Annotated in this window: 8 protein-coding genes; 7 read left to right on the forward strand and 1 reads right to left on the reverse strand. The window is 63.1% G+C overall.

What is annotated here, in order from left to right; all coding sequences use genetic code 11:
* The first annotated feature begins 27 nt into the window (after positions 1 to 27).
* The 4 genes from CO731_RS26860 to CO731_RS26875 are packed head-to-tail and all read left to right on the forward strand — an operon-like array spanning position 28 to position 7,716.
* A complete protein-coding gene (locus CO731_RS26860) occupies positions 28 to 4,662 on the forward strand; it encodes a MupA/Atu3671 family FMN-dependent luciferase-like monooxygenase (RefSeq protein ID WP_108610162.1) in 4,635 nt (1,544 codons plus the stop codon).
* The gene (locus CO731_RS26865) at positions 4,662 to 5,354 is read left to right on the forward strand and encodes a 4'-phosphopantetheinyl transferase superfamily protein (protein ID WP_108610163.1); all 693 of its coding nucleotides are present in this window, start codon (positions 4,662 to 4,664) and stop codon (positions 5,352 to 5,354) included. The genes CO731_RS26860 and CO731_RS26865 overlap by 1 nt, the downstream gene beginning before the upstream one ends.
* Positions 5,351 to 6,634, forward strand: coding sequence for a glycosyltransferase (locus CO731_RS26870; protein ID WP_108610164.1), 1,284 nt, complete (start codon positions 5,351 to 5,353; stop codon positions 6,632 to 6,634). The genes CO731_RS26865 and CO731_RS26870 overlap by 4 nt, the downstream gene beginning before the upstream one ends.
* Positions 6,631 to 7,716: a hypothetical protein gene (locus CO731_RS26875; protein WP_159091742.1), complete on the forward strand. Its 1,086-nt coding sequence runs from the start codon at positions 6,631 to 6,633 to the stop codon at positions 7,714 to 7,716. The genes CO731_RS26870 and CO731_RS26875 overlap by 4 nt, the downstream gene beginning before the upstream one ends.
* Before the next feature lie 9 nt (positions 7,717 to 7,725).
* Here CO731_RS26875 and CO731_RS26880 read toward each other — a convergent pair whose 3' ends face one another.
* On the reverse strand, positions 7,726 to 10,368 hold the full coding sequence (locus tag CO731_RS26880; RefSeq protein ID WP_159091743.1) for a glycoside hydrolase family 9 protein: 2,643 nt from the start codon (positions 10,366 to 10,368) through the stop codon (positions 7,726 to 7,728).
* A 169-nt stretch (positions 10,369 to 10,537) separates the two neighbouring features.
* Here CO731_RS26880 and CO731_RS26885 point away from each other — a divergent pair, with 169 nt between their 5' ends.
* The 3 genes from CO731_RS26885 (at position 10,538) to CO731_RS26895 (ending at position 14,848) form a co-directional block, all read left to right on the forward strand.
* Complete coding sequence (locus CO731_RS26885) at positions 10,538 to 11,908, forward strand: O-antigen ligase family protein (RefSeq protein WP_108610167.1); 1,371 nt, start codon at positions 10,538 to 10,540, stop codon at positions 11,906 to 11,908.
* An 87-nt stretch (positions 11,909 to 11,995) separates the two neighbouring features.
* Positions 11,996 to 13,324, forward strand: coding sequence for a polysaccharide biosynthesis/export family protein (locus tag CO731_RS26890; protein WP_159091744.1), 1,329 nt, complete (start codon positions 11,996 to 11,998; stop codon positions 13,322 to 13,324).
* Between the two features lie 78 nt (positions 13,325 to 13,402).
* Complete coding sequence (locus CO731_RS26895) at positions 13,403 to 14,848, forward strand: cellulose synthase operon protein YhjQ/BcsQ (protein WP_159091745.1); 1,446 nt, start codon at positions 13,403 to 13,405, stop codon at positions 14,846 to 14,848.
* Positions 14,849 to 14,851 lie beyond the last annotated feature (3 nt).

A 14,851-nucleotide genomic window follows, 5' to 3' on the forward strand; every position in this document is an offset into this window, starting at 1 on the left:
GCAATCGTAGTTCATGGGGTCGGGCACATGCCATCAGGGCAATTGGAATGCGTTCTGATCGGGGACGAGTCGCTTCTGGTGCAATGCGCCGAAATCGTGCGGGCCCATGGCCATGCCGTCGCGATGATCGTCACGGACAATGCGTCGATCCGGAACTGGGCGGAAGGCCTTGGCCTCCCGGTCTGCGCCTTCGACGGCGACGTCGAGGTGCGGCTCGCGACAGTCGCCTATGACTGGCTTTTCAGCGCGGCCAACCTACGCATCATCCCGGATGCACTTTGGCGCAATGCACGACAGGGTGCGGCGAATTTCCATGACGGTCCATTGCCGCGCTATGCCGGCCTCAATGCGCCGGCCTGGGCGATCATGGAAGGCGAGGCAGGCCACGGCGTCACCTGGCATGCGCTGACGGCTCGGGTCGACGAGGGCGATATCTACGCCCAGCGCATGGTCGAGATCGGCCCGGACGAGACGGCACTCACCCTCAATACCAGATGCTTCGAAGCGGGCATCGCGACCTTCGACGAAATGCTGACCGCCATCGAAACAGGCGCGTTAGCGCCGCAGGCGCAGGAGCTGTCGCAGCGCACCTACTACGCCAGGGACCGCCGCCCGGCGGCGGCTGGAACGCTGCTTTTCGACCGCGATGCGCAGACATTGTCGCGCGTGGCGCGCGGGCTCGATTTCGGCTCGGGCTATGCCAACCCGCTGGCCCGGGCGAAGGTGCGTACCGAATCCGGCCTGTTCGCGGTCACGAAGTTCGAGGCAATCGGGCACGCCGACGGCCAGCCTGCAGGCACGGTGATCTCGGTTTCTGATGACGGTGCCGTCATTGCCGCGGCGGACCAGCACGTACTGGTGCAGGGAAAAGGTCTTGGGCGGAATGCCGGCGAGACGCTGAGTTCCTGCCTCAGCCAGGCGATGCGCCTGCCTGCGATGACCGACGCAGAAGGACAGGTGCTGGACGAGGCAGTTGCGCGGACCGCCCGCCATGAGGGGCGCTTCCGCAAGGCGCTTGCTGCCGCGCGCGATGTCGATTTGCCCGACGTCAAGGCATGGTCGCCGGACGGTCAGGCGCAGGTGATCGCGCAGCCGCTGCAAATGCCGGTCCCAACGGGCTCGCGAGCAGCCGCGATTGTCGCCTTCCTGGCTCGGTTCTCCGGCCAGGATTCGCTCGATATCGCTTATGCAACGGACGCCATCGCAGCGCTGGACAGCCAGTTCCCAGGCTATTTCGCCAAGTCAGTTCCGTTCCGCGTCGAGGCTCCGGACGGTGAAACGGCCGAGGCTTTCGCGGCGCGGACAAATGAAGCCCTAGCCAAGCAGCGCGAGCGCGGCACCCATGTGTCCGACCTGGTGGAGCGCGTTCCCGGGCTGGTGGCTCCGCGCCTGACCGTCGGGCTGGTGGAAGCCGCGTCGCCGGCCCAGTCAAGCATTGTCGAGGGGGCGGCCCTGACTTTTGTGCTCGGTGCGGACGAGGCCCTGGTGTTGGCCGATCGGGCGCGGATCGGCGCGCGCGACCTTGCCGACATGCTGTCCCGGCTGGGCATATTCGCCGCTGCATTTGCGGCTGGCGACAAGGCGGTTTCAGACCTGCCGCTGATGTCCGATGACGAGCGTCAGCGCGTGCTCCATGGCTGGAACGAGACCGCCCGCGACCATGACCGCACGGCTTGTGTGCATACGCTGATCGAACGCCAGGCCGAACTGACGCCGGACGCGATCGCGGTCGCATTCCGCGAGCGGTCGCTGAGCTATCGCGAACTCGACGAAAAGGCCAATCGCGTCGCCAACCGCCTGATCGAACTCGGGGTGAAACCCGACACGCTGGTCGGCCTCCATGTCTCACGTTCGCCGGAACTCGTCATCGGCGCACTGGCGATCCAGAAGGCCGGCGGTGCTTATGTGCCGCTCGATCCGATGTTCCCGGCTGACCGGCTTGCCCTGATGGTCGAAGACAGCGGCGCGCCGGTGGTGCTCAGCGAGCGTTCGCTCGATGGATCGCTTGCCGTGGACGGCGCCCGGCGCGTGAACATCGAGGACGTCCTCGCGACGCCAGGCAGTGCCGAGCGGCCGCGCAGCGGCGTCACCCCGGCCAACCTTGCCTACATGATCTACACGTCGGGCTCGACAGGCCGCCCCAAGGGCGTGATGGTCGAGCATCGCAATGTCGCGAATTTCTTCGTTGGCATGGACGACCGCATCACGGTCGATGAAGCCGGGCAGCCCGTATGGCTCGCCGTCACCAGCCTGTCTTTCGACATCTCCGTGCTCGAGCTGTTCTGGACGCTGGCGCGCGGCTTCAAGGTGGTGATCCATGCAAGCGACGTGCATGACCACAAGAACGCGGCTCCGGCAGTGGCGCGCCGCGCAAGCGGCAAGGCGCCGATGGATTTCGGTCTGTTCTACTGGGGCAATGACGACGGAGCGGGACCGGCGAAATACCGGCTGCTGCTGGAAGGCGCGAAATTCGCCGACGAGCACGGGTTCCAGGCGCTGTGGACCCCGGAGCGGCATTTCCATGCCTTCGGCGGTCCCTATCCGAACCCCGCGGTGACGGGAGCGGCTGTCGCTGCCGTGACGAAGAACCTGGCAATTCGCGCCGGTTCCTGCGTCCTGCCGCTGCATCACCCGGCGCGGGTCGCCGAGGAGTGGGCCATCCTCGACAACATCAGCAACGGCCGCGTCGGCCTGGCCTTCGCGTCGGGGTGGATGCCCGAGGATTTCGTACTGCGGCCGGAGAACGCGCCGCCGCATAACAAGGCGGCTATGCTGCGTGACATCGAGACCGTGCGCCGCCTGTGGCGCGGCGAGAAGGTCGAGTTCGATTTCGGCGGTGGCAAGCTGGGTGTCGTGACCCAGCCGCGGCCGGTGCAAAAGGAGCTGCCGGTCTGGATCACCACGGCCGGCAATACCGACACCTACCGCGAAGCAGGCCGCCTGGGCGCGAATGTGCTGACCCATCTGCTCGGCCAGTCGATCGACGAGCTGGCCGGCAAGATCCGCGTCTATCGCGAGGCGCTGGCCGAGGCTGGCCACGATCCGAGCGCGCACAAGGTCACGCTGATGCTGCACACGCTGCTCGGTGCGGATCGCGAGGAGGTGCGGGAGCGCGCGCGCGGCCCGATGAAGGATTATCTGCGCAGCGCTGCGGCACTAATCAAGCAATATGCCTGGGCCTTCCCAGCCTTCAAGAAGCCACAGGGCGTGGTCCAGCCGATGGACATCGACCTGCAGTCGCTAAAGCCGGACGAACTCGATGCGATCCTGGAATTCGCCTTCCTGCGCTATTTCGAAGACAGCGGCCTGTTCGGCACCGTCGATGATGCGCTGGACCGTGTCGACCAGATTGCGGCCGTCGGCGTCGACGAGGTTGCCTGCCTGATCGACTATGGCATTCCGAGCGACATCGTGCTGGAGCGTCTGAAGCCGTTGGCCGAGGTGGTTGCACGGTCGCGTGGGGCCGATGCGGTCGAGGCCATGCCACAGAGCGCGCTCGCAGCTGACATCGCCGCCCACAGCGTGACGCACCTGCAATGCACGCCGTCGATGGCGCGCATGTTCCTTGTCAACGAGGAGGACCGGCAAGCCCTCAAGCAGGTTCGCCATCTGCTCATCGGTGGCGAGGCGCTGCCGGGGGCTTTGCTGGCCGAACTGCGCAAGGTGACGTCGGCACCGGTCGAAAACATGTATGGCCCGACGGAGACGACCATCTGGTCCTCGACGATGACGGCCGACATTGGCGAGGGCGTCGTGCCGCTGGGCAAGCCGATCGCCAACACGCAGCTCTATGTGCTTGATGCTTCGCTTCGTCCTGTCGCGCCTGGAATGGCCGGCGAACTCGTCATCGGCGGCGAGGGCGTGGCGCGCGGCTATTTCGGGCGCGACGACCTGACCCGCGAGCGCTTCGTGGCAAATCCCTTCGCCGACGGCAGGATGTACCGCACCGGCGATCTGGTGCGCTACACCACCGACGGCGTCCTGCAGTTCCTCGGCCGCACCGACCATCAGGTCAAGGTGCGGGGCTATCGCATCGAACTCGGCGAGATCGAATCGCGGATCGCCGAATTCCCCGGTATCGCCGAGAGCGTCGTGATGGCTCGCGAGGATCGCGCCGACGACGTGCGCATTGTCGCCTATCTGCGCCTCAAGGAGAAGAAACTCGACGAGAGTGCCTTGCGCGCCCATTTGGTGAGGTCGCTGCCGGAATACATGGTGCCGGCGCATTTCGTGACGCTCAACGCCTTCCCGCTGACGCCAAATGCCAAGGTCGACCGCAAGGCCCTGCCGAAGCCTGAGGCCAAGCGCGAGGCGGAAGCCGAGATCTACGTCGCACCGGTCGACAACGTGCAGAGGGAAATCGCTGAAACCTTCCGCCGGATCCTCGGCGTCGAGCGTGTCGGGCTCAACGACAGCTTCTTCGCGCTCGGAGGTCATTCGCTGCTGGCCGTGCAGGCGCACCGGGAGCTGAAGGCATCGGTGGCGCCCGACATCGCCATCACCGATCTGTTCCGCTTCCCGACGGTGGCGGCGCTGTCTGCGCATCTTGCCGACCGCGGCAAGTCGGATGAGCGGCTCAGCCAGGTTGCAGACCGCGCCGCCATGCGCCGAGCCGCGCTCGGCGACCGCCGTGCCGCGATGCAGCGCATGCGAGAAAGCTAATGGGCCTGCTCGCCGGGCTCTTCCATGCGGATGTGGCGACAGCGCAGGGCGATCCCCGTTCGCTGGCCGCGGCGCTGTATCCCGTCGAGCAGTCCTATGTGTCACGCGCAACGGAATCCCGTCGCCGCGAGTTTGCAGCAGGCCGATCGCTGGCACGCCAGGCCATGGCGTCGCTGGGCGTACCGCAGGCTGCGATCCCTGCAGCGTCGGATCGGGCGCCGGTCTGGCCGGCCGGCATCGTTGGAAGCATCAGCCATTGCTCCGACTGGTGCGTGGCTGCCGTGGCGCGCGAAAGCCAAGATTGCAGTGCGCTCGGCATAGACGTCGAACCGGCAACGCCGCTGGAAACCGACCTCCTCGACACGATATGCGATGACGACGAGCTACGGTGGCTGGCGAGGCAGGCTGAGCCTGGGCGAGGGCTCCTAGCGAAGGCCATCTTTTCCGCCAAGGAAAGCGTCTACAAGGCTCAATACCCGCTGTCGCGACAAATGATCGATTTCCATGCCGTTTCGGTAGCGTTGGATATTGCCAGCGGCAGCTTCCTTGCCAGGTTTCGCGTAGACGCCGAGCTGTTCCTGTCCGGCTACCAAGCCAGTGGCCGCATCGCGATTACAGCCGAATTCATTGCCACTGGCGTTGCGCTGAAAAACGTCAAGGAAAAAGCGGCGCAAAGGGAACTGTCGGCATGAGCCTGGTGCAATACGACGAACAAAGGCACATGGGCGCGGCCATGGAAGCTACCGCGCGCGGCCAAACGTTGCTCCTGGTCACCATGGTGCGTCTGCGTCGGGGACCGCGCGGTCTGCAACTGGATGACCAGACATGTGCGGGGCTAGTACGCTGGACCGAGCATTTCGAGCGTGTCGTCTATTGCGGTCTGTTGCAGGAGAGCGATGACTGCGACGACGCGTCCGTGACCTGGGTCGACATAGATAGCCTGCCCAATCGGGACCGCATGCGCATCGTGCCGCTGCCCTTTGCCTACAAGATCGGAGCATTTGCCCGTGCATATCGGGCAACGCGTCGGCAACTGGCGGAGGAGATCGGGAAAGCCGACAAGCTGTGCTTCACGCTCGGGTACGTTTTTGGTGATTGGGGTGGTGTTGCTGCCCTCGAAGCGATCAAACAAGGGCGCCGTTTCGCGACATGGTTTGACCGCGTCGAACATGACGTCCTGCGCAACACGTTGCATGCTTTGCGGTTTCGACGGCGCGTCAAGGAAAGAATGACGCTGCCGGTGATGATAGCCTATCATCGACATTTGGTGCGCAAGTCCTCGCTTGGCCTTTTCCAGGGTATGGATACTTTCAAAGCCTACGAGAAGTATTCGTCCAATCCTGCATGCGTCTATGACGTCCACACGCAGCCGGAGGATTTCATCAATGCCGAACAGATCGAGCAAAAGCTTGCTGATCTTGAGTCAGCTGCACCGCTGCGCATCGTCTATGTTGGGCGTGCAGTTGCAATGAAAGGGCCGGAAGACTGGCTGCGCGTCATACACGGGGTCGTACAGGCTGGCGTCGATGTTCGGGCGACCTGGCTCGGTGACGGTCCGCTGCTGGACCAGATGCAGTTGACGGTAAAACAGCTTGGCCTTGGAAACCATGTCGAACTGGCCGGCTATGTAGGCGACCGTGACAAGGTGCTAGACGCCTTACGCGAAAGCCACCTCTTCCTGTTCTGCCACAAGACACCTGAATCGCCCCGCTGCCTGATCGAGGCGTTGGTCTCGGGGTGTCCGATCGTGGGATATGGTACCCACTATCCGGTAGGCCTGGTCGAAGGTGCCGGAGGTGGCATGTTCAGCGCCATGGATGATTTCGCGGGCCTGGCAAAGCTCATTACCGAATTGAATCGGGATCGCGGCCGCCTCGTCAAACTGGTGCGTGATGCTGCCTCTTGCGGTCGTCGTTTCGATGAGGCGACGGTCTATCGTCAACGCGCCGAACTGATTGCATCCTACGCGTGATGTGGGGCCTGCGACGACTGCTGGTGCTGTGCGCGGCGGGATTGTTCATTGCTCCGGCGGCAAGCGTCCTTGCTGCCGCGCAGCAAACCCTGGAGCGGGTTGCGCCGATGAGATTGTTTGTTTCCGGCCACAGCCTCACGGACCGGCCGATGCTCGACAAGCTGGCGGAAATGGCCGCGGGCACAGGCCGGCCCGTTGTCTGGAACATGCAGAATATCGGCGGCTCGTCGCTCGAACAGCGCTCGATGGGATCCGATCCCGAGCGCCCTTGGTCGGGCTTCAAAGCTGGCATGGATCGCAATGGCGGCTCCGTCGACGTCCTCGCCGAATTTCGCCAACCGTCCGTTGGGGGCGCGACCTATGACGTTCTGCTCGTGACGGAACTGCACTCCCTGCTCGATACGATCATGCGGCAAGGCACGGTGCGTTATCTCGCCGAATACCAGGGCCGATTCCTCGAGACCAATCCCTTGGGGGCGATTTGGTTCATGGCGCCGTGGCTGGACGTGTCAGACAAGGAGGATCCGCGGGACTGGATCGCCTATGAACGGCTTGCCTTGCCGGTCTGGCGATGCGCGGTGCAAGCCGCCAGTGGTGCCGCGGCATCTGGCAAGAGCACGTCAGGCATCGGCTTCATCCCGGCGAGCCTCGCCCTGGCCGAACTGGTCGACCATCTCACCAGCGCTCCCCGCGCTGGCTTTGAAGATATGTCACCTGAAGACATCGTACGGGCGCTGTTTACCGACACCGTCCATTCGACGGAACTTGGCGAGGCCTATATTGCGCTGATAGTCCTGGCGACGATCGAGGGGCTGGACGCGCAGACGGTGCGCATGCCGGCGGGAGTAAGCGACGCGCAAGCGCAGACGCTGAAGAGCTTCGCGGCGGATTTCCTCAGCCGGTACCGTGCCGAGCCTCTTGATCAATGCTCCGGCGGTATTTCACTCTCGTTTGCCTGGGCTTATTCCGGCTATGTCGGCAAGACCTATCGCGCCGACTTCTCCTGGCCGCGCGTGGCGATTCAGCGCCTGCGGGATACGGCACGGTTCGGCTGGAACCTGCGCAATGCCTACAGCGATTGACCTGCCGCGTTACTGCCGGCCGTGCAGGTAGAGCGCCAGCGCGGCCATGGTTCCGATGGACTGATGCACCGTGTATTCCTGCTGCATGATGACCGCGGGGTGCTCGACCAGATATTCGTGATAGGGCAGGGAAAAGCGTGGCGGTTCGATGCGGCGTTGTGGTGCGTTTTCGGTCGTGCCCGACTCTGCCAGCGGCGACCATGCCGGGCCGAACACCCAGCTGTAGGCGGTCGCGTTCTGTGAAGCGAAGCCAAAGATGGTGATGCCGCTCGGCGCGGCGACGCCCATGGCACGGTGATCCTCGTGCAATGGATGCAGGATCTGTCGAGCCCCGATCCCGGTCACGAAACTCAGGCCTACCTGATTGACCCCGACCATGGCCTGAAATCCCTGTTCCATGACCTGCAGGATCTGTGGGTCGCCCGACAGAAGATGCGCGCGGATCAGCGTCTGCGTCTGGTTGTAGTCGGGCGCGCCGCCTTCTCCCCACCCGGCAGGGGCATAAGGATGCTTCATGTTTGGGTAGGCGGCATGTTGCTGCGCGTCGGTGATGATTGCGGCTTCCGCGGCGAAACGCGCCGCAATTTCCTCGCCTATCCCCGCATCCGAGCCGGCTGTCTTGAGATAGTCCCAGGCAGCATCGCCCTTGTGTGCAAAAAGTCCCTGGTCATCGCGCCAGGACGCTTCGAAGATATCGCGATGTTCGGTGCTGCCAAGGAGCCGGTAGAGTGCTGCCGCCGCGGCGCCGCGATATTCGCGAGCGATACCTTGCAACTGCTCGCGTCGTGCAGGCCAGCCGCCCGGTCCGAACGCGCCGGTCTCCGTAGCGACGACAATCGCGTCGCGATAATAGGTGTCTGGGTCGGCGAAGCCGCGTTCCGCGGCCGCCCACGCTGCGCGGGCGCTGTCTTCGAAAAGCATGGCGGCGCCCGCTTTGCCCCGCGTTTTCAGAATGCGCGCAAGTTTTGCGGCAACAGCGGCGTATTTGTAGGTCGAGATATGGTCGGGCGCGTAGGCATAGACCTCCTGCCGCTCGAGATAGCTTGGTTCGCCCAGCATGGGATGCGCTGCGCTCTCGATCCCGCCGCGAATGCCTCCGTCGTCGGTCTGCAGCCTGCGGAAGAAATCCATGACCCAGATCGCTTCATGGAGAAGGTCCGGCAGATCGTCGGTATCGCGATAGGTGGGGTTGGTGAGCAGGGCGCTCGACTTCGGCAGATCGAAGCTGGTCCCGCGCTGTGCCTCAGGCAGGGCCTCGAAGGCTTCGAGCAGAAGGGCCGCGACCTCGACATGCTGGATGCGACGGTCCCAGTCGCCTGCATCCATGTAGCCGCCCCAATAGCTGTCCGACGCTTTTCTTTCGGTGCGCCAGCGCGGCTTCACACCTTCCTCGAAGGCAATGAAACCCGTGTCGAAATTGGACGACCAGGTCAGTGGCAGCCTGCTTTCGACGATGGACATGTCGGGGCCGGGCCGGAAGGCGACAGGTCGGCTGTAGCCGAAACGCCCATCAATCTCGATGCCGCTGCGCTGGTGGTAGAGTCCCGTCATGGAAACCCGCGCTGCGCTCAGCCAGATATCCGGTTCGACCTGAAACGGGTCCGAAACGCCGAGGCCCGGAACACGCAGTCGGAATGGTCCGCCTGACTGCGGCATCCAGGCGGAGTAGTCGAGCTCGAAGACGAAGGTTCCGGCGCGGTTGGCGCTGTATGCTGGGGTGGCTGTTGCCTGGGGGGAGAGGGTTGCCGGAAGCCGCCCGTTTGGATCGTCCAGCGTGAATGCGTTGGCCGTGGACTCGGACACGGTGCCGAAGACCGCACTGGGATCCTGTTCGCCGCCCAGTCGTTCGAGACCTACACGCTGACCATCGGTCAAGCCGTGTGGCGCAACCGTCGTCACGCGCCGGGCATTCGTGTCGAGTGACCGGATCGCGATGCGCGGTGCGGTTGCCGTGGTGTAGTCGATCAGCGGCTTGGGCAGGCCATTGCCCGGTTCGGCGTCGCCAGGATTTTTGCGCAGGTTTATGGTGCCAGCGAAGACCGTCTTGCCTTCGGGATCGATGATGTCGAAGGCGGTAGTGCCGTAGTCCCTGAAATCGACCGCGCCGTCGTCCTTGCCGCCCGGCAGCCAGAGCGCAAGAAAACCGGCCTTCGCCGTGTCCTTTGTCGCATGTCCAAGTTGCGTCGAACGGATCGCCACCGCGCGGGTCGTCCGGTCGTCGAAGGTGAAGCTTCGGTCGGCAAGCATGCCGTTTGGCCAGCGGATGACATGTGTGCCCTGCGGCAGGGGACCGTCGAGCTTGAGATATATCTGATGCTTGAAGGCGGCGCCTGTCCGCGTGTCGCCATTCGGGCCGGGATAGAGCCCGGAATCGTAGGGCATGGATTTGCGATGAACCGAGATGACGCGACGTCCGCCAATCGTACCGTAGAGGCCGGCAGCATCGACGCTGGCTCGGTCGAGGAATGTGCCGGGTGGCGTGTCCGAGAGCCGGACATGGTCGGCTTTCGGCCCGATGACCAGGCCTGGCACCCCATCGACGGCAGTCCACCGCCCACGCATCTGCGGCATCGGCTCGGGCAAGGTCACGATCCGCCCACGCACGAACGACGGATCGCGCAGTTCGACAGCGATGATATCAGGTGCAGCCATTGCGATCTCCGCGATTTCGACCGCGGGTGGATTGGCGCGAGCACTCGCCGGCAAGATCAGCAACGCCATGAGAAACACACGAAATGCGAAGACCACGTTGTCGTTAACCTTCCGTCGGGTTGTTCTCGGACGTTAACCCGGAGTTCCCAGGCGCCATGTTATTGCACCCATGTCGAGCCATAAGGGTTATCGTTCTTTGAAGTTCGGGGTGCTTTTTCTCGCTTTGCTTGCGATTTTTCCGCTCGGCTTGCTGTTAAGAAGCACGCCCGCGCTGCGCAAGCCATTCTGGATAGTTTTCGGTGCCCTGCCATTTTTTGCCGCCGCCATCCCGATGTTTGACATCGGATTGCTTTCCTGGTCCGGCTATTGGATTGGCTTCGTATACGGCCTGCAGGTGACGATCATCGACTTGCTCGCTGCTGCGGTTCTCTTCACCTTGCCCCGCGGCAGGCTGCCCATGTGGTGCAAGCTGCCGTTCCTTCTCTACATTTTCGCTGCCGCGCTTTCGCTGCTGCAAGCCGATGAGCCGGTCGCCGCGAGTTTCGGCCTGCTGCAATTCGTCCGCATCTTCTTCGTCATGGTGGTGGTGGCTCGTGCCAGCGCTGATCCGGATGTGCCCTTCCTGATCCTGAAAGGAATGGCGATTGGCATGGCGGCGCATTTCGTTGCCGTCCTGTACCAGCGATTCCAGCTTCAATTGCCGCAGACGATGGGTCTCTTCATCCATCAGAACACGCTCGGCATGGCGGCCCACTTCGTCCTCTTCCCGCACCTTGCCCTGCTACTGGCCGGCTATCGCCACGTCCGTTATCTGGTCGGCATGGTTGTGGCGACGATCGTCGTGGTCGTCTTCACGGCATCGCGTGCGACGGTCGGGTTTTCGGTGATCGGATTGGGGACGCTGTTCGTGACGCAGGCGCTTGCCGGCTTGACGCAGCGCAAGATGGCGGTCGGCTTTGCCGCGCTCGCCTCGCTTCTCATCGTGGCGCCCCTGGCAATTTCCACATTCTCCAACCGCTTCGAACTCAACCCGCTGGGAGAAAGCCAATATGACGAGCGCGCGGCCTTCAATCGTGCGGCATCGCTCATCCTCGATGACTTTCCGCTCGGCGTCGGCATCAACCACTACGTTCATATGGCCCGGGACTTTGGTTATTCGGAGCGAGCTGGCGTCATCGGCTTCGAGGGTAACCGCAATAACATTGTCCACAACGCTTATTGGCTGACCGCCGCCGAGGCCGGATATCCGGGTGTGATCGCGTTCTGCATCATGCTGATCGTGCCCATGTTCGTCGCGTGGTGGACCGGCTGGCGCTCGAGGGGCACACTGGAGGGCAATTTGCTTCTCGGCTTCGGCGTGACCCTCCTGATCGCTTATCTCCATTCCTTCTACGAATGGGTGATCTTCATCAAGGAAATCCAATATCTGCTGGCCATGACGATGGGCATGGTCTTCGGCATCGCCTTGCGCCTGAAGGCGCCAGGCACGAATGCACGGCAAGCGGTGCCAACGAAAGTGATGCCGATCAATGCAGTATGAGGACAGTATTAACCATGAACGACGAAAGTGGCGCCGATACGGCCATTTCATCCGGCATCATCGAACATCTTCAGCATATGTCAGGGGTTGCACGATAACAGCTTTGGGTTGTTGCCAGATATTGTTGGGAGCGATTCGATGAAGTTGCTTGATGGACGGAGAAAGCTGTACGCGGCACGCGACGCCATCGTCGCCAGCCTAGCGCTGCTGAGCTTGCTTGGCTTGCCCGGCAATGCCCTGGCCGAGACGGTCGAGTACGAGCTTGGTCCCCAGGACCGATTGCGCATCCATGTTTCCGAATGGCCGGCGCTGACCGGCGAGCTGACTGTTGGTGCCGGCGGCGACATATTGATGCCGATGCTCGGTCAGATTCCGGCACAGGGGCTGAGCACGCCTGAACTTGCGGCCTCGATCGCGGCGCGCCTCCAGGAGAAGGCCAATCTCCAGCAGATGCCAGACGCGACGGTCGATATCGTTGCTTATCGTCCCTTCTACATCCTCGGCAGCGTGACCACCCCCGGTGAATATGCCTATCGGCCCGGCATGATGATTCTCAATGCCCTGAGCCTCGGTGGCGGCGCCTATCGGCCGGAGCAAGGCTCGCAATGGGACCTCGAACGCGTGGCGATTTCGAGCCGGGGCGAGTTGAAACTCAACGAAGCGCGGCGCTGGGACCTGCTGGCCGAGCAGCAACGCTGGCAGGCACAGCTCGATGGTGCCGAGGACATAGGCGCAGCACCCGGCGATGCAACTCCCGAACATGCAAAAGCTGTCGAGGAGCAGCGTCGTATCTTCGCTACGGAACTTGGGCGCCATCGTGCCGAACGACGCAGCCTTGAAGCGTCGATTGCCATGCGACAGCAGGAAATCGGGGCGCTTGACCAGCAGCTTGCCGACGTCGCCGTGAAGTTGGGTTCAACGAAAGGCGAACTTGAGACGATACGTCGACTGGCCAAGCAGGATCTCGCCGTTCATCGCCTTGGGCCGCTGGAGCGCAGCCTGAGCGACGTTCAGCGCGAGCAGCAGGATCTGGAGATCGGCAAACTGCGGGCGCGCCAGGAAATCAACATCGCGACGCGCGAGATCGCCACACTGGACGAGCATCGCCGGGCTGCGGCTCTGTCCGGCGTCCAGCGCATTGCCATCGACCTGCGCGCCATCGCCGAGCAGAACGACACCTCGACCCGGATCTTAGACAGCGCTGCGTACTATTCATCGAACCTCTCTCGACTGGCCGAGTCCGAGACTGCCCCGCAGTTGCGCTTCAGGATCGTGCGGACCGACGACAACGGGACGTCCGAGTTCGACGCCACCGAAACGACGCGCGTGCAGCCTGGAGACATCGTCAAGGTCTTCCGCGTGGCAACGGAGATGACCGGTGCGCTGCAGGTCGAAACGCCGACGACCCGGCCCTGACCACCGCAGCACTGGCTTACTGTAGGCACCACCATGCTTGAATCGCGACACCCGAAGGAATTGCCAATCCAGCAGGGCGTGGCGTCGGACGCCAGTCTCTATGACTGGCGCTGGATGATAAGATCGGCCCTGAAGGGGTTCTGGCTTATCCTTGCGGGTGGCGTGCTGTGTGGAGCACTTGCGCTTGCCTATGTCTCGCTTCGTCCAGCGCTGTATACGGCGTCGGCCGTGCTCAACATCACCAATCTGCGGCTGACGACCAGCGGCGAGGACGCGTTCTTCACCGAGTCACAGTTCGATCCGACCTTCCTCGAGACGCAGATCGAGACCATCGGCTCCACGCCGGTTCTTTCCAATGTCATTCAGACGCTGAAGCTCGGCGAGCCTGACGCATTGGATCAGCAGGGTGCCCTCAAGGCGTTGCGCGGTGGCCTCGCTATCCAGCGTCTTGGCCAGAGCAATCTGGTCGAGATACGCTATACATCAGGGACCCCCCAGCATGCCGCGACCGTCGCCAACGAGGTGGCGCGTGCCTACATGGCAAAGCAGGAGTCGGACCGTGCGGAAGCCGTTCAATCGGCCAGCGGGTGGCTGCGGGACCGGCTTCGCGAGGCAGGTCCGAAGGCGCAGGTGATGTCTGCTGCCACGCCGCCGGTCGACAAGAGCAATCCGCGTGGCCTTGTCATCATAGCCCTGGCGGGGATTGTCGGTGGCGCGGCTGGCTTCGTGGCTGCACTGACGTTGGCGTTTCTCGATCGCAGTTTCCGCCGAACAGACCAACTAACCTCCGCCGTGGGTGTAGAGTGCTTCGGTGTGATTCCGAATGTGCAGCACGATCACGCTTCTTCGAAGCAGGGCAGTCCTGCGCTTTTGTCGGAGATTGCCAGCCGCCCCGGAACGCCGGAATGGCAGACGCTGCGGCTGGCTAGCGTAGCAATTCTTCCCTTGGCCGCCACTCCGCATATGCGGTCACTTGGCGTGACCTCGGCACTCCCGGGTGAGGGCAAGACCGTGCTCGCCGCCAATCTTGCGCTTCATATTGCCCAGATGGGCAAACGCGCTCTGCTCGTCGATGCCCAATCCTATCGGCCGGAACTGTCGAAATCCATGGAGTATGCGAATCGCCGCGGCCTCGTCGACTATATCGAGGGACGCGAGAGCGACCTGAAAGCCCTGATCGTCCAGGATACGAGAACGGGGCTGGACACCTTGCCCTACGGCCAGGCCGGCAAGGCGCCGGGGATGTTATGGGCAGGCCGCATGGAGCACCTCCTGAACCAGGCAGCGGCCTATGATCTGGTGGTTTTCGACCTGCCTGCGCTCGACGCCGCCGGTGATCTTCGCGCATCGGCTCGCTTCATCGATTCCTTCGTCCTGGTCGTCGAAGCCGGTCGTGTTTCGGACGAGGCGCTGTCTGTGGCTTTGTCGGCAACGCCGCCCGTTTGGGAAAAACTAGTTGGGTCGATCCTCAATCGCTGCGATCCCCAACCGGTATTCAAGTGGCTGCCGACTTTCGGGCGCTAGATA

Source organism: Aminobacter sp. MSH1, from assembly GCF_003071665.1.
Classification (GTDB): Bacteria; Pseudomonadota; Alphaproteobacteria; order Rhizobiales; family Rhizobiaceae; genus Aminobacter; species Aminobacter niigataensis.